The organism is Pseudomonas sp. H11T01 (genome assembly GCF_048515765.1).
In the GTDB taxonomy this organism is placed as follows: Bacteria; Pseudomonadota; Gammaproteobacteria; order Pseudomonadales; family Pseudomonadaceae; genus Aquipseudomonas.
In genome coordinates, this window is record NZ_JBLYED010000019.1 from 103745 (window position 1) to 124927 (window position 21183).

The 21183-nt window shown below is 58.9% G+C and carries 21 protein-coding genes; 12 read left to right on the forward strand and 9 right to left on the reverse strand.

Annotated features, from left to right (window positions below):
• Positions 1 to 115: 115 nt before the first annotated feature.
• The 6 genes from ACN1C3_RS23495 to ACN1C3_RS23520 form a co-directional block, all read right to left on the reverse strand.
• Positions 116 to 454 (reverse strand): HopJ type III effector protein, encoded by a 339-nt coding sequence (locus ACN1C3_RS23495; protein ID WP_419118135.1) that lies wholly within the window; start codon positions 452 to 454, stop codon positions 116 to 118.
• Positions 447 to 743, reverse strand: coding sequence for a DUF1244 domain-containing protein (locus ACN1C3_RS23500; protein ID WP_419118136.1), 297 nt, complete (start codon positions 741 to 743; stop codon positions 447 to 449). Before ACN1C3_RS23500 ends, ACN1C3_RS23495 begins: the two co-directional genes overlap by 8 nt.
• 91 nt (positions 744 to 834) lie before the next feature.
• Positions 835 to 1215 (reverse strand): dihydroneopterin triphosphate 2'-epimerase, encoded by a 381-nt coding sequence (gene folX / locus ACN1C3_RS23505; RefSeq protein WP_419118137.1) that lies wholly within the window; start codon positions 1213 to 1215, stop codon positions 835 to 837.
• 2 nt (positions 1216 to 1217) lie between these two features.
• Positions 1218 to 1778, reverse strand: a complete 561-nt coding sequence (gene folE / locus ACN1C3_RS23510; RefSeq protein ID WP_419118138.1) for a GTP cyclohydrolase I FolE — start codon at positions 1776 to 1778, stop codon at positions 1218 to 1220.
• 21 nt (positions 1779 to 1799) lie between these two features.
• Complete coding sequence (gene folM, locus ACN1C3_RS23515; protein ID WP_419118139.1) at positions 1800 to 2510, reverse strand: dihydromonapterin reductase; 711 nt, start codon at positions 2508 to 2510, stop codon at positions 1800 to 1802.
• A gap of 65 nt (positions 2511 to 2575) precedes the next feature.
• Positions 2576 to 3136 carry an antibiotic biosynthesis monooxygenase gene (locus ACN1C3_RS23520; RefSeq protein WP_419118140.1) on the reverse strand — a complete coding sequence of 187 codons (561 nt, stop codon included), beginning with the start codon at positions 3134 to 3136 and terminating at the stop codon, positions 2576 to 2578.
• 212 nt (positions 3137 to 3348) lie between these two features.
• Here ACN1C3_RS23520 and ACN1C3_RS23525 point away from each other — a divergent pair, with 212 nt between their 5' ends.
• Positions 3349 to 4308 (forward strand): MerR family transcriptional regulator, encoded by a 960-nt coding sequence (locus ACN1C3_RS23525; RefSeq protein WP_419118141.1) that lies wholly within the window; start codon positions 3349 to 3351, stop codon positions 4306 to 4308.
• 6 nt (positions 4309 to 4314) lie between these two features.
• Here ACN1C3_RS23525 and ACN1C3_RS23530 read toward each other — a convergent pair whose 3' ends face one another.
• Positions 4315 to 4920 (reverse strand): hypothetical protein, encoded by a 606-nt coding sequence (locus tag ACN1C3_RS23530; RefSeq protein ID WP_419118142.1) that lies wholly within the window; start codon positions 4918 to 4920, stop codon positions 4315 to 4317.
• Between the two features lie 234 nt (positions 4921 to 5154).
• Here ACN1C3_RS23530 and ACN1C3_RS23535 point away from each other — a divergent pair, with 234 nt between their 5' ends.
• A complete protein-coding gene (locus ACN1C3_RS23535) occupies positions 5155 to 5610 on the forward strand; it encodes a flavodoxin (RefSeq protein ID WP_419118143.1) in 456 nt (151 codons plus the stop codon).
• On the opposite strand, the gene ACN1C3_RS23540 is transcribed toward ACN1C3_RS23535, so the two are convergent.
• The gene (locus ACN1C3_RS23540) at positions 5591 to 6487 is read right to left on the reverse strand and encodes a LysR family transcriptional regulator (RefSeq protein ID WP_419118144.1); all 897 of its coding nucleotides are present in this window, start codon (positions 6485 to 6487) and stop codon (positions 5591 to 5593) included. The genes ACN1C3_RS23535 and ACN1C3_RS23540 overlap by 20 nt on opposite strands.
• A 98-nt stretch (positions 6488 to 6585) precedes the next feature.
• Here ACN1C3_RS23540 and ACN1C3_RS23545 point away from each other — a divergent pair, with 98 nt between their 5' ends.
• The 8 genes from ACN1C3_RS23545 to ACN1C3_RS23580 all read left to right on the forward strand — a co-directional run bounded on the left by ACN1C3_RS23545 (position 6586) and on the right by ACN1C3_RS23580 (position 17302).
• On the forward strand, positions 6586 to 7002 hold the full coding sequence (locus tag ACN1C3_RS23545; protein WP_419118145.1) for a CidA/LrgA family protein: 417 nt from the start codon (positions 6586 to 6588) through the stop codon (positions 7000 to 7002).
• Positions 6992 to 7678 (forward strand): LrgB family protein, encoded by a 687-nt coding sequence (locus tag ACN1C3_RS23550; protein WP_419118146.1) that lies wholly within the window; start codon positions 6992 to 6994, stop codon positions 7676 to 7678. The genes ACN1C3_RS23545 and ACN1C3_RS23550 overlap by 11 nt, the downstream gene beginning before the upstream one ends.
• A 184-nt stretch (positions 7679 to 7862) precedes the next feature.
• On the forward strand, positions 7863 to 8612 hold the full coding sequence (locus ACN1C3_RS23555; RefSeq protein WP_419118147.1) for a class II aldolase/adducin family protein: 750 nt from the start codon (positions 7863 to 7865) through the stop codon (positions 8610 to 8612).
• Positions 8612 to 9514, forward strand: a complete 903-nt coding sequence (locus tag ACN1C3_RS23560; RefSeq protein ID WP_419118148.1) for an alpha/beta fold hydrolase — start codon at positions 8612 to 8614, stop codon at positions 9512 to 9514. The genes ACN1C3_RS23555 and ACN1C3_RS23560 overlap by 1 nt, the downstream gene beginning before the upstream one ends.
• A 349-nt stretch (positions 9515 to 9863) precedes the next feature.
• A complete protein-coding gene (locus tag ACN1C3_RS23565; protein ID WP_419118149.1) occupies positions 9864 to 10775 on the forward strand; it encodes an SDR family oxidoreductase in 912 nt (303 codons plus the stop codon).
• Positions 10776 to 11401: 626 nt separating this feature from the next.
• Positions 11402 to 13195: a DUF1302 domain-containing protein gene (locus ACN1C3_RS23570; protein WP_419118150.1), complete on the forward strand. Its 1794-nt coding sequence runs from the start codon at positions 11402 to 11404 to the stop codon at positions 13193 to 13195.
• Between the two features lie 22 nt (positions 13196 to 13217).
• Complete coding sequence (locus tag ACN1C3_RS23575) at positions 13218 to 14588, forward strand: DUF1329 domain-containing protein (protein ID WP_419118151.1); 1371 nt, start codon at positions 13218 to 13220, stop codon at positions 14586 to 14588.
• 146 nt (positions 14589 to 14734) lie between these two features.
• Positions 14735 to 17302: a LuxR C-terminal-related transcriptional regulator gene (locus tag ACN1C3_RS23580; protein WP_419118152.1), complete on the forward strand. Its 2568-nt coding sequence runs from the start codon at positions 14735 to 14737 to the stop codon at positions 17300 to 17302.
• 43 nt (positions 17303 to 17345) lie between these two features.
• On the opposite strand, the gene ACN1C3_RS23585 is transcribed toward ACN1C3_RS23580, so the two are convergent.
• Entirely contained in the window at positions 17346 to 18128 is a 783-nt protein-coding gene (locus ACN1C3_RS23585; protein WP_419118153.1) for an IclR family transcriptional regulator, read from the reverse strand.
• A gap of 439 nt (positions 18129 to 18567) precedes the next feature.
• On the opposite strand from ACN1C3_RS23585, the gene hmgA reads away from it, so the two are divergent.
• Both hmgA and fahA read left to right on the forward strand, forming a co-directional pair.
• The gene (gene hmgA, locus ACN1C3_RS23590; protein ID WP_419118154.1) at positions 18568 to 19872 is read left to right on the forward strand and encodes a homogentisate 1,2-dioxygenase; all 1305 of its coding nucleotides are present in this window, start codon (positions 18568 to 18570) and stop codon (positions 19870 to 19872) included.
• Positions 19873 to 19875: 3 nt separating this feature from the next.
• The gene (gene fahA, locus ACN1C3_RS23595) at positions 19876 to 21180 is read left to right on the forward strand and encodes a fumarylacetoacetase (RefSeq protein WP_419118155.1); all 1305 of its coding nucleotides are present in this window, start codon (positions 19876 to 19878) and stop codon (positions 21178 to 21180) included.
• The last annotated feature ends 3 nt before the right edge of the window (positions 21181 to 21183 follow it).

Here is a 21183-nt window from a genome sequence, read left to right on the forward strand (position 1 = left end):
GCTCAAATGTGGGAGCAGCCGGTCGACGCTCGATTGCTCGCGAAAGCGGTGGATCAGCAAACATCAATGTTGAATGTCAGTCAGCATTCGCGGGCAAGCCCGCTCCCACAGGGGATCAACGGCGCTGCAATGGCTGTGCTTCGAACTTCACACCCGCCAAACCATGAGCAATCAACGCGCGGATATTGCCGTGATCGCTGCCTTCTGGTGTGGCAACCACCGAGCGGTAATGCTCGCCGAACGCCAGCAAGGCTTCCTCGTCGCTCAAGCCTTCCAGCAGCGCAAGGCCCAGGGTCTTGCACGAACCTTCGTTCTGCCCCGCAGCATTGTCTACGCCGCCGTTGTTGAAGGCCTGTGGCTGGTAATCGTAGCCAGCAGCGATAAACGCCAGGGTCTCGGCGAAGGCGTGTTCGCCGCTTTTAAGGCTGGCGCGCAGGGTGTTCAGATCAGTCATGGGTTTTTCCTTTGGCAAACGCCGCTTGTTGTTCGGCATTGGCTTTTTGCTGGTATTGGGCTTTCCACTCGGCGTACGGCATGCCGTAAACCACTTCGCGGGCATCGTCGAGGCTGACTTCGATCTGGCGATCATCGGCCTCGGCCTTGTACCACTTGGACAGGCAGTTACGGCAGAAGCCGGCGAGGTTCATCAGGTCGATGTTTTGCACATCCTTGCGGCTGTCCAGGTGCGCGACCAGGCGGCGGAAGGCGGCGGCTTCGAGTTCCAGGCGTTGTTGCTCGGTCATAGGGTCTCTCTGAGACAGCTTCAAGCGACAAGCTTCAAGCTGCAAGATGGATTGCGGTGACTTGAAGCTTACCGCTTGAAGCTTGCAGCTGCTACAAAGTAGCCCGACTCGCGGCAAGGGTGATCGACACCGACTCGGCGAAACGCAGGGCATGGGGTTTGTCGACTTCGACTTCGGCGTACAGCACCGATTCGTTGGTCATCACCAGATCGAGCAATTCCTGGGTCAGGCGTTCGAGCAAGGCAAAACGATTGCCTTCGACGTGGGCAATGATCGCTTTGGTGATGGTGCGATAATTCAGTGCGTGGTCGATATCGTTGTCGCGTACGGCGTCTTGCGCGGCATAGAGGATGGTCAGATTGATTCGCACATCCTGCTTGTTGAGGATTTCGTCCTCGTTGATTCCGATGAAGGTACGCAAGCACAGGTCCTTGACCCGGATGCGTGCCATTCCTGGCTGAAGTTGTGGCATTGCTACTTGCTCCGTCCAATCAATTGCAAGAACTCCTGGCGGGTGGTGCTCGACTCGCGGAAGGCGCCGAGCATAACCGAGGTGTTCATGGTTGAATTCTGCTTCTCGACGCCGCGCATCATCATGCACATATGCTTGGCCTCGATCACCACCGCAACACCGGCGGCCTGGGTCACTTGCTGAACCGCCTCGGCAATTTCCCGGGTGAGATTCTCCTGGATCTGCAGGCGGCGGGCGAACATGTCGACAATCCGCGCGATCTTCGACAGTCCCAGAACCTTGCCTGTTGGAATATAAGCCACATGAGCTTTGCCGATGAAGGGCAGGAGATGGTGTTCGCAGAGTGAGTAGAGTTCGATGTCGTCGACGATCACCATCTCGTCGTTATCAGAGTCGAACAGTGCACCGTTGACGATCTCCTCGACGCTTTGCGCATAGCCATGACAGAGGTACTGCATGGCCTTGGCTGCGCGGGCGGGTGTCTCGATCAAACCCTCGCGATCCGGGTTTTCACCCAGGCCTATCAGGATTTCCCGGTAATTTTGGGGCAGGGATAGCGTCATACAACATCCTCGCGGGGCGGCTTATTTGACGTGCCGTCCGCCGTTGACGGTCAGGGTCGTGCCGGTGACATAAGGGTTGTCCAGCAGATAACGCAGACTCTGGTACATCACTTCGCTGCCGGGTTCGATACCCAGTGCGGACTTGGCCAGGGCCTTGGCGCGGTACGCCGCGTCATCTTCGGGGTTGAACAACAGCAGGGCCGGGGCAATGCCGTTAACCTTGATTCGCGGCGCGTATTTCGCCGCGAAGGACAAGGTCAGGCTTTCCATCCCGGCTTTGCTGGCGCAGTAGGCGATGTGCTTGCTGCTGCCCTTGCGGGTTACATCGTCACTGATATGCACAATGTCCGAGGGGCTTGAACGTTCCAGCAAGTCAGCACAATGCAGGTTGATCAGATAGGGTGCAAGCATATGCACGTTGATCATCTGGGTAAATGCGGCCGTTTCGCTGCCAGGTGTTTCGGCCAGCCAGGCTGAAGCGTTATGAACAATTGCTCGCAAGCTACTGGTGTGAGATTTCAGCTCGGCAATGAACGTCAGGATGCCGGCCTCGCTGGAGAAGTCGGCAAACAGCGCAATGGCGCCGCGTTCGCGCAGGGCCTGCACGCCGGGCTGCTCAGTGCGGTAGCTGATGATTACCGGATGACCTTCCTCCAGCAGCCGCAATGCGCAATGCAGGCCAACGCGCTGGCCGGCGCCGGTGATCAGGATCGGGGCAGGGGAAAGGTTCATTGACGGCTCGGCTCGCTGGTAAGGGAAAAACTATACCAGCGACCATGGGTGTACAGCCATGGAGCCTATGAGTTGGTGGGAGCAGGCAGTGATCGTACTGGCGTGCTGTTCAGCCAGCCGGACAGCAGATGGGTCGACAGTGGAATAAAGAAGTACACCATCAATGGCGTCAAGGCCAGGGTGCTGAAAAACACCCGACTTAACAGGCTGAATTCGCCCAACAAAGGCCCCAGCAGCAGGTTGAACAGCAGCGAGACCGGAAAGAACGCCAGCCAGATCGCCACGGCTTGTTTCCACCGGGGAGGGCGGTGGCCGGCGGCGCCAAACCAGCCATCGATGCCGCTGACCCGATGTTCCGAAGGATGAGCGAACAGGTCGCTGCCCCGCGCCAGCCAGGCACTGCGTGAAGCAGAGTGTTCCCAGGCATGCAGGGTCTGTTCATTGGCAAAGCGGAAGATGATCTGGAATTCGTCATCATCGGGCGGCGGAGCAAGCACGCCAGAGCCGAGATAGCCCGGAAAGTCGGTGGCCAATAATTCGCCTTCGCGAAGCCAGGCGATCAAGTCCTGGTAACGACCGTTGGCGACGCGACGCGCCACCATCAGAGTGACGGGTGAGGTAGACATTGTGTATCTCCATATTACAGGCGCGCAGCCCCAGGATAAGGGGCGCACTGCACGCAGCTCCGGGGTGATGGGCTGCGTTTAAGGACAAGCAAGGATTATTCCTGATTTCATCCAATACACCAGCGACATTGGTCGACTATCAGCATCTTGGATGAGCGGTACTGATGATGTGTATAGTTGGATCCAATTAAACATCGGAAGTTTATGCTTTGATGCCCGCCACAACTGAACGTACCCACGCCTCGCTGACCACCCGCCCGTTTGAACAAGAAGAATTGTTCCCGATCCGGGAAGTGGCGCGACTGACGGGCATCAACCCGGTGACCCTGCGTGCCTGGGAGCGTCGCTACGGTTTGATTGTTCCCGCACGCACCGACAGTGGGCATCGGTTGTATTCAATGACCGATATCGAGACGGTGCGCCACATTCTCAGTTGGATCGAGCGCGGCGTTGCGGTCAGTAAAGTCGGCAAGATCCTGGCCAAAATCAGTACAGTTCAGGCTCTGTCGAACGCCATCCCTGGTCAAATCGTCCACAACGAATATGCGCAATGGCAGCCGCAACTCAAGACTGCGATCAGCGAGTTTGATGTCCTGCAGCTGGAGCGGGTCTACGGCCAAATGTTTTCAAGTTACGCACTGAATGTCGTGTTCCAGGACATTCTGATGCCGCTTTGGAAACAGCTGCTGCAACAGCAGGAGATATTTGGTCAAACCAGCGAATGGCTGCTTCTGGATGGCTTTCTGCGTGCCACAGTCGTGCGACGGCTGCTGTTGCTACGCGGCTCTCAGCCACAACGCATAGTGCTGGCAGCTATTGCTGGCCAGTGCCGCGAGCTGGAATTGCTGGTGGCAGCCTTGCTGATGGGCAGTGCACAGGTTGAGGTCAGGGTGCTGACGATAGGGCAGCCGTTCGAAGAGTTGACCCTGGTCTGCGAAAAAATCAAACCCCTGGCGCTGGTGCTGTTCTCCAACCAGGCACCCGCACCAGAGCTGCCAAGACGCTTGAATCGTCTGGCCATGACCCTCAATTGCCCGGTAATGCTGGCTGGTGATGCGGCAGATCTGGCGCAAGAGAGTCTGGCGGGTTCGTCGATTGGGTGCCTGGGCAGCGAGGGCCAATTGATGCAGCAGCGCCTGCAGCGATTCCTGGCAGGTGCGCTGGATACCTAAAAGCCGTCAGGCGTGCATTGCGGGATGGGTCAGGCGATGCTGCTGAAGGATGAACTGACGCAGGCGTTCGGTTTCATCCTTGTCGCTCTGGCTTAGACGATACGCGTAGTAGCCGTGCTCGGTTTCCCGTTCGAAGGTGCCGCGCAAAGCAATGCGCTCGTAACCGGAAGGGCTGAACCACAGGGCGAAATGTTTCGGTGGTTTGGTTCGGTTGCGAATTTCCAGCAAAACCCCTTTGAACGATATTTCGTGGACCCACAGCGTGCCGGGTTGGCCCTTGGCGTTTTCCAGCGCAACCGGCTCCTCCAGCATCAAGCGCCATGGCCGAACCATAGGCCCGTCTTCATAAATGCTGGGTACGCCGAGGCGTAGATGCAACGCGTGAAACTCGTCTTCCACCAGATGCAGCGGAAACGTCATTTGCTGGTTTTCGAATTGTGCCTGGATGGTGACTTGCTCATGGGCAGCCAGACGGGTGAGCAGATCGCGAATCTGTGAGCCACCGTTTACCAACAGGCTCGACGTCGCATCACGCACATTGAGTTGCGGGTTGTGCTGCATGGTCTGGATGAAATCCAGCTCATCCTGAGTGAGGAGGGTGTTCCGGTGCATGATTTGCTCGAAAAAAAATAGTTACAAAGTCATTGGTGATTGTAGTTAATGACAATTAACTCGACGATTCGTTTGAACCGTTCGTCGCTTTTAATGCCTGGAGTTCCGCATGCATCTCGGCTAATTGTTTTTCCAGCTGTTCACTTGGCACCAGCGGTCATTAAGAGGCAATCGCAGGTTTTTTGCTTGTGCTGTTAATATCCCGGTCTTTTACTCAGCTTCAGGATCAGATTGATGAAAGTCGCCATCCTTTCCGGCTCGGTGTACGGCACGGCCGAAGAAGTCGCCCGGCATGCCGCAACCCTTTTAAATGCAGAGGGTTTCGAGGCCTGGCACAACCCGCGTGCGAGCCTGGCCGACGTTCTGGCTTTCGGCCCCGAAGCGTTTCTTGCCGTGACCTCGACCACCGGCATGGGTGAGTTGCCGGATAACCTGCAACCGCTCTATTCGATGATTCGTGATCAGTTGCCTGCAGCCTGGCGCGGCCTGCCTTGCGCGGTGATCGGTTTGGGCGATGCGAGCTACGGCGATACCTTCTGCGGTGGCGGTGAGCAGATGCGTGAGCTGTTCGCCGAACTGGGTCTGCGTGAGGTCCAGGACATGCTGCGTCTGGACGCCAGCGAAAGCGTGACCCCGGAAACCGACGCCGAGCCGTGGCTGGCGCAGTTCGCTAGCACTCTGCGCGGCTGACCGGGCGCTCGCGCAGCAGCGCCAGCCAGGCCTGTGCGGCTTTCGATAGATAGGCGCCCTGACGCCAGATGAAGGCGATGTCCCAGCGTAGATAGCTGGGCGCCTTCAGCGTCAGGCGCACGACGCCTGGCCTGACCAACCCGCGCGCAACGACCCTGGGCAGCAACACCACACCTTGACCGGCAGCCACCAGCGCCGCGAGAAAGTCCGCCTGACCGCTGCGTCCGCCTTCCTTCGGCGTGAAGCCCATTTGCTGGCACGCCTGGAGCAAACGGTCGTTGAGCACAAAACTGCGTTGATAGAGCAGAAACGGCGTGTCCGCCAACTCTTCCAGACCAATCTCTGCCTTCATGGCCAGTGGATGATCAGTCGGTAACAGCGCGTCCAGCGGTTCGTCGCAGAATGGCTGAAAGGCAAATAGCGGATCCTTGGGCAGCAGACTGCCGCCCAGTTCCAGTTCACCGCTCATTACTGCCTGCTCGATGTTCAGGCTGCCGCCTTCAAGTAGATGCACGGTGATATTCGGGTAACGCCGTCGGTATTCGGCAAACAGGCCGGCGAACAGCGCGTCGCTGCCAAGCAGCGGCAGTCCCAGTCGCAACTCCCCCCGAGCCAATTGGCTCAGATCATCCAGCTCGCTGAGCAACTCGTTACGCAGACGCAGCATGCCTTCTGCGCGCTGCAGGACCACGTTGCCGGCAGCGGTCAGGCGAATCTGCGAGCCCAGCCGCTCCAGCAACGGCGTGCCGAGGCTTTGTTCCAGGTGTGCGACTTGTTTGCTGACGGCCGACTGACTGATGTGCAAGGTCTTGGCCGCTTGGGTGAACCCACCTTGGTGAATCACTTCGACGAAGCTGCGCAGTTGTTTGAATTCCATGTTCATGATTCCAGTTTGGAATAGTGTCCAGTATAACAATTCGCTTCGGGGATAGTAGGTGCGTCTCTAAAATGAACGCCTGCGAGGAGCGAATGAAAATGAAACGTTCCATCTTGAAACATCCCACCTTGAAACACCCCGCCTTGAAACATGTGGGCCGACTGTTGTCCGAACTGCTCATTCTGTTGGCTATTTATCTGCTGGGCTGTCAACTGGCGCTCTGGTTGTCCTGGCCAATTCCCGGCGGGGTCATTGGGCTGGCACTACTGCTGCTGGCGTTTGCCTTCGGCTGGGTCAAACCGGCAGCGTTGCAATTGGGCGCTGGCCTGCTGATGGCAGAAATGCTCTTGTTCTTTATTCCGGCGTTGATGAGCCTGCTCGATTACGGCGGTCTGTTGCGCCAGGACGGTTGGCGAATCCTGCTGGTGATTGGTGTCAGTACGCTGATGGTGATGCTGGTTACGGCGTTCACCGTGGAGCTGGTCTGCCGCTTGCGAGTGCGCCATGAAGCTTGAGCTGATGCCGATGTTCTGGCTGGCTTTTACGCTGTCGGCGTATGTGTTCAGTCGCTGGCTCTATCGGCGCACGGGTCGCTACCTGCTGTCGCCGCTGATTCTGGTTCCCGCGCTGCTTCTGGCGACTGCCGTCCCGTTGCACACGGCCTATGCCGAATACTCCAGTAACACTCACTGGCTGATGTTAGTCCTGGGGCCGGTAACGGTCGCTTTCGCTGTGCCAATCTGGCAGCAGCGGCAGTTGTTGATTCGCCATTGGTCGGCGTTACTGCTCGGCATGCTGGCCGGCAGCATCGCGTCCATCGGCAGTTCCTATGGCTTGGCGAAGGCGCTGGCGCTGGACAGCTCGGTGACGATGTCGCTGGTGCCGCGCTCGATCACCACGCCCTTCGCCATGCCATTGGCCCATGAACTGGGCGGCGTGCCGGACCTGACGGCGGTGTTCGTGATGTTTACCGGCGTCTTCGGTGCCATGCTCGGTGGTGTTCTGCTCAAGTGGCTGCCGCTGCGCAGTGCCTTGGCGCGTGGCGCGCTGTTTGGCGTCGGCGCTCACGGCGCAGGGGTCAGTCGCGCCCATGAAGTGGGTGGCGAAGAAGGCTCGGTGGCTGGGTTGGTTATGGTGCTCACCGGGCTGTTGAATTTGTTCGCGGCGCCTTTGTTGGCGTCTACGCTTTGATACTAAGTTGGACTGATGAGTACGAAACTCAGCTCTGACTCGCTCGGCCAGTAAGCTGGCTGCCAATGCAACTACCCTAATGCGAGGGGCTGACTAGACTGGTAGGACGTTAGCAAAATAATAAAAATCAAAACTTGCCGAGGTCATTGCCGTGAGTGCATCAGCCGTACAATCGACACCGAGCATGAAAGATCAGGTCAGTGCTGCTGAGTGGCAGACCCGGGTGGATCTGGCAGCCTGCTATCGGCTGGTGGCGATGCAGGGTTGGGACGATCTGATCTTCACTCACATATCAGCCAAGGTGCCGGGCACTGAAGATTTTCTGATCAATCCCTTTGGTTTGATGTTTCACGAAATCACCGCGTCCAGTCTGGTGAAGGTCGATCAGGCGGGCAACAAGCTGATGGACAGCCCTTACGAGATCAATCCCGCCGGCTACACCATCCATAGTGCTGTACACGAAGTGCGTCACGATGTGGTGTGCGTCCTGCATACCCATACCGCCGCTGGCGTGGCGGTTTCGGCGCAGAAGCAGGGTGTGTTGCCGATCAGCCAGCAATCGCTGTTCGTGCTCGCAAGCCTTGCCTATCACGGCTATGAAGGTGTTGCGCTGAACCATGAAGAGAAAGCGCGACTGCAAGCCGATCTCGGTGAGAACAATTTCCTGATGCTGCACAACCACGGGCTGCTGACCTGTGGCGGCACAATTGCCGATACCTTCCTGATGATGTTCACCTTCCAGCGAGCCTGTGAGATCCAGGTGCTGGCGCAGAGCGGCGCAGCGGAACTGATCACCATCGAGCCGCAGATTCTGGCGGGGGCCAAGGCCATGATCGCCGGGGTTACAAAAAGCGCCCAAGGGATGGGTGGCGCACTGGCCTGGCCAGCGCTGCTACGCAAACTCGATAAACAAGACTCGGGGTACAAACTCTAATGTTACTCGCCGAGATCCCTCTTTGTGTCTGGCGCAAGCATGGGCAGAACTTTGTGTTTCGCGGCCAGACTATTCGCTATTGGATGGCGGGGCAGGGTGAACCGCTGTTGCTGATTCATGGTTTCCCGACCGCCAGTTGGGATTGGCATTATCTCTGGCAGCCGCTCGCTCAGCGCTACCGGGTGGTCGCCTGCGACATGCTTGGCTTCGGTGACTCGGCCAAACCGCTGGATCATGAATACAGTCTGCTGGAGCAGGCTGACCTGCAACAGGCGTTTTTGGAGCATTTGGGAATCGAGCAGCTGGTGCATGTGCTGGCCCACGATTATGGCGATAGCGTTGCCCAGGAACTGCTCGCCCGCCATTACGAAGCCGGTATCCAAATCGCCAGTTGCGTGTTCCTCAACGGTGGCCTGTTTCCGGAAACCCATCGTCCGGTGTTGATGCAAAAGCTCTTACTCAGCCCCTTGGGCTGGATGATCGGTCGGGCGTTCAGTCGTGACGCGCTGGTTAAAAGCTTCAGTCAGATTTTCGGTCCTCAAACCCGACCCAGCGAAAGTGCGCTGGATGACTTCTGGAGCCTGATCGATAACAACCATGGGCCTCGAATTCTGCACAAATTGATCGGCTACATCCCGGAGCGTCGGGTGCAGCGCGTGCGTTGGGTCAGTGCCATGCAACGTGGTGACGTGCCGCTGCGGGTGATTGATGGTGAGGTAGATCCGATTTCCGGTGCGCACATGGTCGAGCGCTATCGGCAACTGATCCCCGAGCCGGACACCGTACTGCTGGCGGGCATCGGTCATTACCCGCAGACCGAAGCACCGGTGCAGGTGCTCAAACATTATCTGGATTTTCGTGATCAGCTTATTTCCTCGCCCCGGAAAATGGCCTGTTCCTGAAATAGCTTTCGTGGGCAAACCTTGATGTCAGTTAGTTAAGGCGACGACGCCGTCCGTAGCAGCTGGCGAAGCCTGCGTTCGTCTGCGCAGCAGACGCGAAACCTGCCACCGCGGTGGGTCAGGTGCAATGCGGCGGCTGGATTGCGACCGCTACGTCCGGATGCGGCCCAGCTCGAATGCAGCCTTCGGCAGCTGCTACGGTTCGCGTAACCGTTCGACGTTTTTCTCTATTGGCGGCCATCATCCCCCTGCCTTATTACGCACCATTCAGCCCGCGCCGTGTTTATTGTGACCAGCAAGCCTGTGCCTGACACTCAACCTATTGTCCATTGGCCTGCTGGAGTTCCGTATGAATGAGTCTGTGCGCTTCGAAGATAAAGTCGTGATCGTCACCGGTGCAGGCGGTGGCCTCGGGCGGGCTCACGCACTGCTGTTCGCCAAACATGGCGCAAAAGTGCTGGTCAACGATCTCGGCGGCTCGGCACAGGGCGAAGGCGCCAACGCTTCAGCGGCTGACCGGGTGGTGGCCGAAATTCGTGAAGCCGGCGGTATCGCCCAGGCCAACCACGACTCGGTCACCGACGGTGACAAAATCGTCCAGAACGCTCTGGATGCATTCGGCCGCGTTGACGTAGTTGTTAACAACGCCGGAATCCTGCGGGACAAAACCTTCCACAAAATGGACGACAGCGACTGGGACCTGGTTTACCGCGTGCATGTCGAAGGTGCCTATAAAGTCACCCGCGCCGCTTGGCCGCATATGCGTGAGCAACGCTATGGCCGGGTCATCTTCACGGCCTCGACCTCCGGCATCTACGGCAACTTCGGCCAGTCCAACTACGGCATGGCCAAACTCGGCCTGTATGGGCTGACCCGCACCCTGGCCATTGAAGGCCGCAAGAACAACATCCTGGTCAACGCCATTGCCCCAACCGGTGGCACGCGCATGACTGAAGGCCTGATCCCGCCGCAAGTCTTCGAACAACTCAAACCGGAACTGGTCAGCCCGCTGGTGGTGTATCTCGCCAGCGAAAACTGTCAGGAAACCTCCGGCTTGTTTGAAGTGGGCGGCGGCTGGATGGGCAAAGTCCGCTGGGAGCGCAGCCTCGGCGCCGGGTTCGACCCCCGTGAAGGCTTTTCCCCGGAAGACGTGGCGGCCCATTGGCAGCAGATCTGCGACTTTGAAGGTGCGGCCCATCCGAAGGACAACATTGAAGCGTTGAAGGAAATGATGGCGAATTTGCAGAAGTATTCGCTTTAACGGATCTCGCAAGCAAAAAAAAGCCGCTGCATCAGCAGCGGCTAAAGTAAGACGTTAGATCAGGAGCAATAAATCTACGTCAGTAAACTCAGGGATGACGAATTGAAATAAGGTTTTTCAATCGGACTAAAGACTGTTGATCCAGAAGTGGCGTCGTCACACTTCGAGGTTTGCTCTTTCTGGCTGTTTGCCGTGAAAGCCCGGCAAGAATAAGCACTTATCTCCCCGTGAAAAATAGCGATTCAGGACATTGACTGTTACAGCTTGAGTAACAGTCTCCGTTCAGACTGCGCGCGCCCCTGTAGCAACTGCCGAAGGCTGCGTCCGGCTGCGAAGCAGTCGCCAATCATGCCTACTTGGTTAACCTGAAAAACCGCAGTGCCTGGTTTTTCGAGTGCTTCGCGCTCGGACGCAGCCTTCGGCAGCTGCTACGAAAGCGTGGACTGCCTCGCGCTATCCATTCCCCTGATAACTCCCCATCCAGCCCATGCATGCTCCGCTGCAAGCTTCAGCAGGCGCGGGCATTCATCCTTTCGAGGTACAACGCGAATACCTCCTTGGTGCGCTTATCGCCCCCGATTGTCGGCAGTAGGGTGAGGTCTTCTGTTACTCACCGGGGAAGACGCATGACAAAAACAACAATGCGCGCCATCTTCAGGCCGCAGGCGCTGGCCGCTGCGGTTGCCTTGGGTTGCTGCGCCCAGGCGCAGGCTGTTTCATTCAATATCGGGGAAATCGAGGGGCAGTTCGACTCGTCGCTGTCCGTGGGGGCGAGCTGGGGGCTGCGCGATGCCGACAAGGACCTGGTCGGCATTGTCAATGGCGGTAGAGGGCAGGCGTCGACCGGTGACGACGGGCGTTTGAACTTCAAGAAGGGCGAGACGTTCTCGAAAATCTTCAAAGGCCTGCACGACCTTGAATTGAAGTACGGCGACACCGGTGTGTTTGTCCGGGGCAAGTACTGGTATGACTTCGAGCTGCAGGACGAAGACCGCGAGTTCAAACCGATCAGTAACCACAACCGTAAAGAGGGCGCCAAATCATCCGGTGCGCAACTTCTCGATGCCTTCGTTTATCACAACTACTCCATCGCCGATCTGCCGGGCACGGTGCGGGCCGGTAAGCAGGTGGTCAGTTGGGGTGAAAGTACCTTTATTGGCAACTCGATCAACAGCATCAATCCGATTGACGTATCCGCCTTCCGCCGCCCTGGCGCGGAGATCAAGGAAGGCCTGATTCCGGTCAACATGTTGTTCGCCTCTCAAGGCCTGACCGACAAACTGACGGTGGAGGGTTTTTACCAACTGGAGTGGGAGCAGACCGTTGTCGATAACTGTGGGACCTTCTTCGGTAACGATGTAGTCGCGGACGGCTGCAACACCAACTACACCGTCGGCAGCCCGGCAATTCGACCGCTGCAACCGCTGGCGGCGGCATTCGGTCAGGGCTTCGATGTCAGTTCCGAGGGCGTTATCGTGCCTCGGGGTGCCAACCGCGATGCCCGCGACTCCGGGCAGTGGGGGACCGCGTTTCGCTGGTTGGGTGACAACACCGAGTACGGCTTGTACTTCATGAATTACCACAGCCGCACGCCGACGGTCGGCACCACGACTGCCGGGCTGTCGACACTGGCCAGCCTGCCGGGAATGGTCAGTATTGCCAACCAACTGGCACCGGGTAGCGGCTCGGGGCTGGCGCAAAGCGTGATGCTCGGTCGCGGTCAGTACTTCCTCGAATACCCGGAAGACATTCGCCTGTATGGCGCCAGTTTCTCCACCACGTTGCCTACCGGTACTGCCTGGACCGGGGAAGTCAGCTACCGACCCAATGCTCCGGTACAGATCAACTCCACCGACCTGACCCTGGCCATGCTCAATCCGATTGCCGGTGGCGCGGCCTCGCCGATCAAGACATCACCGGGGGCCGACAATACCGGTTTCCGGCGTAAAGAAATCACCCAGATGCAAAGCACCCTGACGCACTTCTTCGATCAAGTGCTGGGTGCGGATCGCCTGACCCTGGTCGGGGAGGCGGCGGTGGTGCACGTCGGTGGTCTGGAGCCTAGGAGCAAGCTGCGTTATGGCCGCGACTCGGTCTACGGCCAGTACGGGTTTGGCGGCGATATCAACGGTTTCGTCACGTCTACCTCCTGGGGTTATCGCGCCCGGGCGATCCTCGATTACAGCAACGTGATTGGCGGGATCAACTTCAAACCCAACCTGTCCTGGTCCCATGACGTCAGCGGCTATGGCCCCAACGGCTTGTTCAACGAAGGCGCCAAGGCAATCAGCGTCGGGGTCGATGCCGATTACCGCAACACCTACACCGCCAGCCTCAGTTACACCGACTTTTTCGGTGGTCGCTACAACACCCTGACTGACCGTGACTTCGTCGCCTTGAGCTTCGGCGTGAACTTCTGATATGGCTAAGAAGGACAACACTATGCGCAAAATGATTCTGCAATGCGGTGCCCTGGCCTTGAGCCTGCTGGCTGCCAACGTGAACGCCGCGGTCTCGCCCGAGGAGGCCGCCAAACTGGGTACGACACTGACACCGGTGGGGGCCGAGAAGGCTGGCAACGCCGACGGCTCGATTCCCGCATGGACCGGTGGTATCCCGAAAAACGCCGGTGCGGTCGACAGCAAAGGTTTCCTGGCCGACCCGTTCGCCAACGAAAAACCGCTGTTCACCATCACCGCCGCCACGGTCGATAAATACAAAGACAAGCTCTCGGACGGGCAGGTGGCGATGTTTAAACGCTACCCGGAGACCTACCGGATTCCGGTGTATCCAACCCACCGTACCGTCGCGTTGCCGGCTGACATCTACGAGTCGGCCAAGCGCAGCGCCCTTAACGTGACACCGATCAACGACGGCAATGGTCTGGCCAATTTCACCGGCAACCGCTACTACGCCTTCCCGATTCCGAAGAACGGTGTCGAGGTGATCTGGAACCACATCACCCGTTACCACGGCGGCAACCTGCGCCGCACCATCACCCAGGCCACGCCGCAGACCAACGGTGACTTCACCATCATCCGGTTCAAGGACGAGGTCGCCGTGCCGTCATTGCTCGGCGATCTGAAGCCTGGCAGCGAAGGCAATGTCCTCAGCTACTTCAAGCAGGAGGTGACCGCGCCTGCACGGTTGGCGGGTAACGTGTTGCTGGTCCATGAGACCCTCGATCAGGTTACGGAACCGCGCAGGGCGTGGATCTACAATGCCGGTCAACGTCGTGTACGGCGTGCTCCGCAAGTGGCCTATGACGGCGTGGGCAGCTCGTCCGACGGCCTGCGGACTACCGACAACTTCGACATGTTTTCCGGCGCGCCAGACCGTTATGACTGGAAGCTGGTCGGCAAGAAAGAAATGTACATCCCCTACAACAGCTACAAACTCGACTCGCCGAATCTCAAATACACCGACGTGATCAAGGCCGGGCATATCAACCAGGACCTGACCCGCTACGAGTTGCACCGGGTCTGGGAAGTCGTCGCTACGGTCAAGCCGAACGAGCGGCACATCTATGCCAAGCGTCACATGTACATCGACGAAGACAGTTGGCAGGTCGCCCTGGCCGATCACTACGACGGTCGTGGCCAGCTCTGGCGGGTAGCCGAGGGGCATGCGCAGTTCTACTACGATCACCAGGTTCCGGCCTATACGGTCGAAGCCCTGTACGACATCATCGCCGGTCGCTACATCGCATTGGGGATGAAGAACGAAGAGAAGCGCAGCTTCGAATTCAACCTCACCGACGCCAAGGCAGCGGACTACACGCCTGCGGCGCTACGGAGTACAGGGGTTAGGTAACGATTCCTACGCACTTCTGCATAAAGGGTGACCATTCGGTCACCTTTTTTATGGGCACAAATCAACGCGCTGAATACTTCTTCAACAAGCTGTCACGACAGGACTAGGGTTGGCCTACAAAAATAAACATAAAAAGGCACGCCGTAATGACTGCCATGACTCTGTGCCTGGATCGTCCTGGATTCCTGCCCCGTCTGTCGTCCCAGCACCTGTCACGCAACCGTCTGACGGCGCCTTTACTGGCCTCGCAAGCGCGGGTGAAATTGCTTTGCGCCCCCGCCGGTAGCGGCAAGAGCGCCCTGCTGGCCGAGTGCCTGTTACAGGCGCCGCCTGACAGTCAGGTGTGTTGGCTGCCCTTGGCCGGCGCGGTGCAAAGTCCTGCTGATTTTTGCGCGGCACTGGCGCAGGCATTTGGCCTTGAGTCGAGACGTGAGCCGATGGACGAGCCGACGCTGCTGGCTTACCTGACGCGCCTGCAAACGCCCACCTGGTTGTTCCTCGATGACTATTGTCGAGTCCCTGCGCCTGAGCTGGACATGCTGCTTGATCGCTTGCTGGCCGTCAGCAGCCCGGCTCTGACCTGGTGGCTGAGCGGCCGTCGGCGGCCGCATTGCAATTGGCCGCGCTTGCTGCTCGATGATGAGTTGTACGAATGCGATGGCCACCCGTTACTGTTTAATCAAGAGGAGATTCAGCAACTGATGCTGCGCTCGCCACAACCTCCTTGCGCGCAAACACCCGAGCGGATTTTCCTGTGCAGCGGTGGATGGTGCGCAGGGGTCCGCATTGCGCTGCTCGAAGGTGGTGATTGGGCGGCCAATGAAGGCAAGCCTGGGCGTTCGGATACCTTGCTCGATTATCTGGAACACGAGCTATTCGGCACCTTGACGCCGGAGTTGTCGGAAGCCTGGCGAGTCCTGGCGCATTTGCCGCGATTCAATGCTCGGCTGTGTGAGCATTTGTTTGGCGCGGGTGAGGGGGCGCAGTGGTTGCGCTCGCTGCAGGAGCAAGGGTGTTTCATTGAGCCTTGGGAAGATTCGCCAGACTGGCTACAGGTATTTGCGCCGCTGGCGCAATTGATACGTGATGAAGAGTGGCCGGAGGGGCGCTCCTGGCATCGTCGAGCGTGTCAGTGGTTTGCGGCTCAGGAGGACTGGCAGGCAGCCTTCGAGCAAGCCTTGTTGGCCCAGGAATACGAAGTCGCTATCAGCCTGTTGCAACACTTCAGCTTTGAACATCTGTTTGAGCAGCAGAACGTGGTTCTGCTGTTGCGCCTGCATGAGCAGCAAGGTGAAGAGCTGATGCTCGGCACCCCGCAACTGGTTGGGCTGATCACCTCGGCATTGCTGTTTGCCGGCCGCTTCGAGCAGGCCGCCGTTTGCATCAATCAACTGACGCGGTTTGCGCCACAGCCTTCTGCCACTTTACAGCGGCATTTGGTGGCGCGCTGGCAAGCACAGCAGGGATGGCTGTTGCATCTGCTTGGCCGACATGAACCGGCGCGCGCGCACTTTCTCGACGCCCTGACCGAGCTTCCGGCGGCGGCCTGGGCCGCGCGTTTACTGTGCCTGTCCGGACTGACGCAGCAAGCGCTGCTCAAGGGCGAACTGGATGTGGCTCAGACGACCAATCGCGAAGCGCTGTGTCTGGCGCGCGCACAAGGTTCGTTGTTGTTCGAGGGCTTGCTGGAACTGGATCACGCGCAATTGCTGGAGCAGCGCGGAGCCCTGCACCGGGCTGAAAGCCTGCTGGGCAACATCTATGCGCTGCTCTGCAAGCAATGCAACCGCGCTACACCCTTGCTGGGGCGGATTGCCTTGCGCCGTGGACGCTTGGCGTTGCGCCAGGGACATGAGCTGCAAGCCGGAGAGTATTTTCAGTCGGGGCTTGAGGCGTGTTTGCGCAGTCAGGACAAGCTCGCCTTGTATGGCTTTCTCGGGCAGGCGCTGTTGGCGGCCAATCAAGGTGACTACGCCCAGGCCTTTGTCCGTTTGCGCGATGCCGAGCGGTTGATGCAGCAGCGGCATATCCCGGATACCGTCTACCGGGGCGTCCTGCTGCAAATCAGCAGTCATTTCTGGTTGCAACAGGGGCGCCCGGAACTGGCCTTTGCAGCCCTGAGTCGGGTGCTGCGTCATTACCGCGGGCCGCATGCACGGCAGGCACCCCCCGCGACCCTGGAGCTGATTCCACGCGTCGAATATCTGCTGATACTGGCCAACGTCTATCTGCATCAGGCGGAGCAACCGCTACAGCAGCTCACGACCCTGCTTGAAACCGCTCAACGCCAAGGCATGCTCGGCCTTGAGGCTGAATTGCAACTGGCGCGAGGCGAAGTGGCTCATCTGTGCGGTGATCCGCGATTGGCCAGGCAGTTCCTGGAAGAGGGGCTGAGTCTGATCCGTCGCTGCAATCTGCAACAAGCCTTGTGCGAACTGCGCCTGCGTCAGCCGAACCTGCTGCGAGAGCTGGGGCTGGATGCGCAGGACGTCGAGGAAAGGGTGTCGGCCAGCGGCGAGAATCCTCTGAGCCAGCGTGAACTGGAGGTTCTCGAGCTGATTGCTCTAGGAAGTTCCAATCAGCAAATTGCCGAGCAGCTGTTTATCTCACTGCACACAGTGAAAACCCATGCCCGGCGGATTCACAGCAAACTTGGGGTAGAGCGCCGGACTCAGGCGGTGGCGAAAGCCAAGGCATTGGGGTTGATGAACTGACCCGATGCGTCCCCATTCCGTAAGAGCTCACTAACCCTTCGTTTTACGGCTGGTAGCCCATCCGCCAACTCACCGCCTGTGTCGCCGCCAACAACCGTTGCGCGGCCGGGCCGTTTTCATCGGCATGAAACAACGACGTTGGGCCAACCACTGTCAGCACCGCCGCCACGTTCCCGATCGCGTTGAACACCGGTGCGGACAATGCATCCACCCCCGGCAGCAGCAAGCCGTGCACATGGTGCAGACCGCGTTCGCGAATCTGCTCGCACACTGCTGCGTAAATTTTCTCATCAGCCAGCAGGTGGTTATCGCTCGCCTTCAGTTCTTGCTCGCGCAACTCGACGGTTTCGCGGTTCGGCAGGAAAGCGCTGAACACCAACCCGGTCGATGAACTGAGCAACGGCAACACCGAACCCAATTGTGTGACTACGGTCACCGCGCGTATTGCCGGTTCGATATGCACCACGGTCGCGCCCTGATTACCCCATACCGCGAGGAAGCAGGTTTCGTTCAACTCGTCGCGCAACTCGGCCAGCGGCAGGGCGGCGACTTTCAGCACGTCCATACTATTTAAAGCGGCCAAACCCACGCGCAACGCTTCACGACCCAGGCCGTAATGGTTGGTTGCGGTGTTCTGCTCGGCAAAGCCGCTGGCAATCAGTGCCTGCAAATAGCGATGAACCTTGCTCGCGGGCATCTGCACGTGTTCGGCCAGGCGCGACAAAGAAGTGGCCGGCGACAGTTCCGCCAAGGCCTTGAGGATGTCGGTACCGACCTCGGCCGAGCGGACTTTCTGTTTACCGGTGCTGTCGTTAGGGCCTGCCATCAGTTATTTCCTATGCCGCGTTGTGGTCTGAAAGCGGGCCAGGCAAGGCGCAGTCCGCTGGTAATGGTTGTTCCCTTGCCAAGGACTGCAACGCAGTCTGGCCCGCTTTCAGACACAACCCGAAGGGCCGGGCCTGCTGTGGCGCAGGGCTGCGTTACTCGGAGCTTGTTTGGAATGACCAAACCACGCTCCTCGCGCCTTGCCCTGCACCACAGCAGACCCGGCGCGGCATAGGAAATAACTGATGGCAGGCCCTTGCTGCGCGGCTTTTCCATGGAGGCGATGTGATCCCGAGACGAATGGGCGTCTTTATAGCTTGACGGTCAATACCAATCAAATTACGTTATGCGTAATTGGATTACGATAAAAATAACGCAGTGCGCTGAGACTTCTTGATCGGAAGGTGCAGCCCTCTGTCCACTCCACTCAAGGAGGCTCCATGACCCTCGATTCCTCGACGCCAGCGCGGGTTTACCAGTCTGGCTTCGGCAACGAATTCAGCAGTGAAGCGCTGCCCGGCGCATTGCCCGTTGGCCAGAATTCCCCGCAAAAAGCACCTTACGGTCTCTACACCGAATTGTTCTCCGGCACTGCGTTCACCATGGTCCGCAGCGAAGCGCGGCGTACCTGGATGTACCGCATTCAGCCGTCGGCCAACCACCCGGCGTTCGTCAAACTGGATCGGCAACTGGCTGGCGGCCCGCTGGGTGACGTCACACCCAATCGACTGCGTTGGAACCCGTTGGATATTCCCGCCGAACCGACTGACTTCATCGACGGTCTGGTGAGCATGGCGGCCAATTCGGCAGCGCAAAAACCGGCCGGGATCAGCATTTATAACTACCGTGCTAACCGCTCGATGGAGCGGGTGTTCTTCAATGCCGACGGCGAGTTGCTGGTGGTGCCGGAGCAGGGGCGTCTGCGCATTGCCACCGAACTGGGCGTGCTTGAGCTGGAACCACTGGAAATCGCCGTGCTACCTCGCGGGCTGAAATTCCGCGTTGAGCTGCTCGATGCCCAAGCGCGCGGTTACATCGCCGAGAACCATGGCGCGCCGTTGCGCCTGCCGGATCTGGGGCCGATCGGCAGCAATGGCTTGGCCAACCCACGGGATTTTCTGACCCCGGTCGCCCATTACGAAGACCTCAAGCAGCCAACGACGCTGGTGCAGAAGTTCCTCGGTGAGCTCTGGGGTTGCGAGCTTGATCATTCGCCGCTGAACGTGGTCGCCTGGCACGGTAACAACGTGCCGTACAAATATGACCTGCGGCGTTTCAACACCATCGGCACGGTCAGCTTCGACCATCCCGATCCGTCGATCTTCACCGTCCTGACTTCGCCGACCAGTGTCCATGGTCTGGCCAACCTCGATTTCGTGATCTTTCCGCCACGCTGGATGGTGGCCGAGAACACCTTCCGTCCACCCTGGTTCCACCGCAACTTGATGAACGAGTTCATGGGCCTGATCCAGGGCAGCTACGACGCCAAGGCCGAAGGCTTCCTGCCAGGTGGTGCGTCTTTGCACAGTTGCATGAGCGCCCACGGGCCGGACGGCGAAACCTGCACCAAAGCGATTGCCGCCGAGCTTGCACCGAGCAAGATCGACAACACCATGGCCTTCATGTTTGAGACCAGCCAAGTGCTGCGTCCGAGCCGCTTCGCCCTCGACTGCCCGCAGTTGCAGAACGACTACGATGCTTGTTGGGCTTCGTTGCCCGCTACTTTCAATCCGAACCGGAGATAACCCATGAATCAGCCAACCATCACTCGTAGCTGGGTTGCCTCCGCCAACGACCACGCCGATTTCCCGCTGCAAAACCTGCCGCTGGGCATCTTCAGCGTCAACGGTTCAGCGCCACGCAGCGGCGTCGCCATCGGTGAGCACGTCTTCGATCTGGAAGCGGCACTGGATGCCGGTCTGTTTGACGGCGCCGCACGCACGGCGGTCGAAGCCACCCGTGGCGGTCAGCTAAATGCCTTCTTCGATCTGGGCCGCAGTGCTCGGGTCGCGTTGCGCGAACGTCTGCTGGAACTGTTCGCCGAAGGCAGCACCCTGCACGGCAAGATCGAAGCCCAAGGGGCGAAATTGCTGCCACTGGCTGCGAACTGTCACATGCACCTGCCAGCGAAGATCAACGATTACACCGACTTCTATGTCGGCATCGAGCACGCACAAAACGTCGGCAAGCTGTTCCGTCCCGACAATCCGTTGCTGCCGAACTACAAATACGTGCCGATTGGGTACCACGGCCGCGCTTCGACCATTCGCCCGTCCGGCACCGACGTGCGTCGGCCAAAAGGCCAGACCCTGCCGGCCGGCCAGACCGAGCCGACTTTCGGCCCATGCGCGCGCCTGGACTATGAGCTGGAGCTGGGCATCTGGATCGGTCAGGGCAACGCCATGGGCGACTCGATTGCCATTGGCGACGCGGCCGAACACATCGCCGGTTTCTGCCTGCTCAATGACTGGTCGGCACGGGATATCCAGGCCTGGGAATACCAACCGCTGGGTCCGTTCCTGTCGAAAAGCTTCATCACCAGCATCTCGCCGTGGGTGGTGACGGCCGAAGCGCTGGAGCCATTCCGCCGCGCCCAACCGGCTCGCCCGGAAGGTGATCCGCAGCCGCTGCCGTACCTGTTCGACAAACGCGATCAGGCCGCCGGAGCCTTCGATATCGAGCTGGAAGTGCTGTTGTTGACCGAGTCGATGCGCGAGCAAAACTTGCCCGCACACCGCTTGACCTTGAGCAACACTAAACACATGTACTGGACCGTGGCGCAGATGGTTGCGCACCACAGCGTCAACGGCTGCCAGTTGCAGGCCGGCGATCTGTTCGGTTCGGGCACCCTGTCGGGGCCTGAAAATGGTCAATTCGGCAGCCTGCTGGAAATCACCGAGGGCGGCAAAAAGCCGATCGAACTGGCGTCGGGCGAGGTGCGTAAATTTCTCGAAGACGGCGACGAAATCATCCTGCGTGCTCGCTGCAGCGCTGACGGTGTCGCCTCCATCGGCTTCGGCGAATGCCGTGGCAAAATCCTGCCGGCACGTTAAGAG

Excerpts from the sequence above, each read along its gene's own strand:
- ACN1C3_RS23530 (WP_419118142.1), bottom strand. The coding sequence starts at position 4,920 with ATGCACCGGAACACCCTCCTCACTCAGGATGAGCTGGATTTCATCCAG.
- ACN1C3_RS23500 (WP_419118136.1), bottom strand. The coding sequence starts at position 743 with ATGACCGAGCAACAACGCCTGGAACTCGAAGCCGCCGCCTTCCGCCGC.
- ACN1C3_RS23535 (WP_419118143.1), top strand. The coding sequence starts at position 5,155 with ATGAAAGTCGCCATCCTTTCCGGCTCGGTGTACGGCACGGCCGAAGAA.
- ACN1C3_RS23555 (WP_419118147.1), top strand. The coding sequence starts at position 7,863 with ATGAAAGATCAGGTCAGTGCTGCTGAGTGGCAGACCCGGGTGGATCTG.
- folX (WP_419118137.1), bottom strand. The coding sequence starts at position 1,215 with ATGCCACAACTTCAGCCAGGAATGGCACGCATCCGGGTCAAGGACCTG.
- hmgA (WP_419118154.1), top strand. The coding sequence starts at position 18,568 with ATGACCCTCGATTCCTCGACGCCAGCGCGGGTTTACCAGTCTGGCTTC.
- ACN1C3_RS23575 (WP_419118151.1), top strand. The coding sequence starts at position 13,218 with ATGCGCAAAATGATTCTGCAATGCGGTGCCCTGGCCTTGAGCCTGCTG.
- ACN1C3_RS23560 (WP_419118148.1), top strand. The coding sequence starts at position 8,612 with ATGTTACTCGCCGAGATCCCTCTTTGTGTCTGGCGCAAGCATGGGCAG.
- ACN1C3_RS23495 (WP_419118135.1), bottom strand. The coding sequence starts at position 454 with ATGACTGATCTGAACACCCTGCGCGCCAGCCTTAAAAGCGGCGAACAC.
- ACN1C3_RS23550 (WP_419118146.1), top strand. The coding sequence starts at position 6,992 with ATGAAGCTTGAGCTGATGCCGATGTTCTGGCTGGCTTTTACGCTGTCG.
- ACN1C3_RS23525 (WP_419118141.1), top strand. The coding sequence starts at position 3,349 with ATGCCCGCCACAACTGAACGTACCCACGCCTCGCTGACCACCCGCCCG.
- fahA (WP_419118155.1), top strand. The coding sequence starts at position 19,876 with ATGAATCAGCCAACCATCACTCGTAGCTGGGTTGCCTCCGCCAACGAC.
- ACN1C3_RS23565 (WP_419118149.1), top strand. The coding sequence starts at position 9,864 with ATGAATGAGTCTGTGCGCTTCGAAGATAAAGTCGTGATCGTCACCGGT.
- ACN1C3_RS23570 (WP_419118150.1), top strand. The coding sequence starts at position 11,402 with ATGACAAAAACAACAATGCGCGCCATCTTCAGGCCGCAGGCGCTGGCC.
- ACN1C3_RS23540 (WP_419118144.1), bottom strand. The coding sequence starts at position 6,487 with ATGGAATTCAAACAACTGCGCAGCTTCGTCGAAGTGATTCACCAAGGT.
- folM (WP_419118139.1), bottom strand. The coding sequence starts at position 2,510 with ATGAACCTTTCCCCTGCCCCGATCCTGATCACCGGCGCCGGCCAGCGC.
- folE (WP_419118138.1), bottom strand. The coding sequence starts at position 1,778 with ATGACGCTATCCCTGCCCCAAAATTACCGGGAAATCCTGATAGGCCTG.
- ACN1C3_RS23545 (WP_419118145.1), top strand. The coding sequence starts at position 6,586 with ATGAAACGTTCCATCTTGAAACATCCCACCTTGAAACACCCCGCCTTG.
- ACN1C3_RS23580 (WP_419118152.1), top strand. The coding sequence starts at position 14,735 with ATGACTGCCATGACTCTGTGCCTGGATCGTCCTGGATTCCTGCCCCGT.
- ACN1C3_RS23585 (WP_419118153.1), bottom strand. The coding sequence starts at position 18,128 with ATGGCAGGCCCTAACGACAGCACCGGTAAACAGAAAGTCCGCTCGGCC.
- ACN1C3_RS23520 (WP_419118140.1), bottom strand. The coding sequence starts at position 3,136 with ATGTCTACCTCACCCGTCACTCTGATGGTGGCGCGTCGCGTCGCCAAC.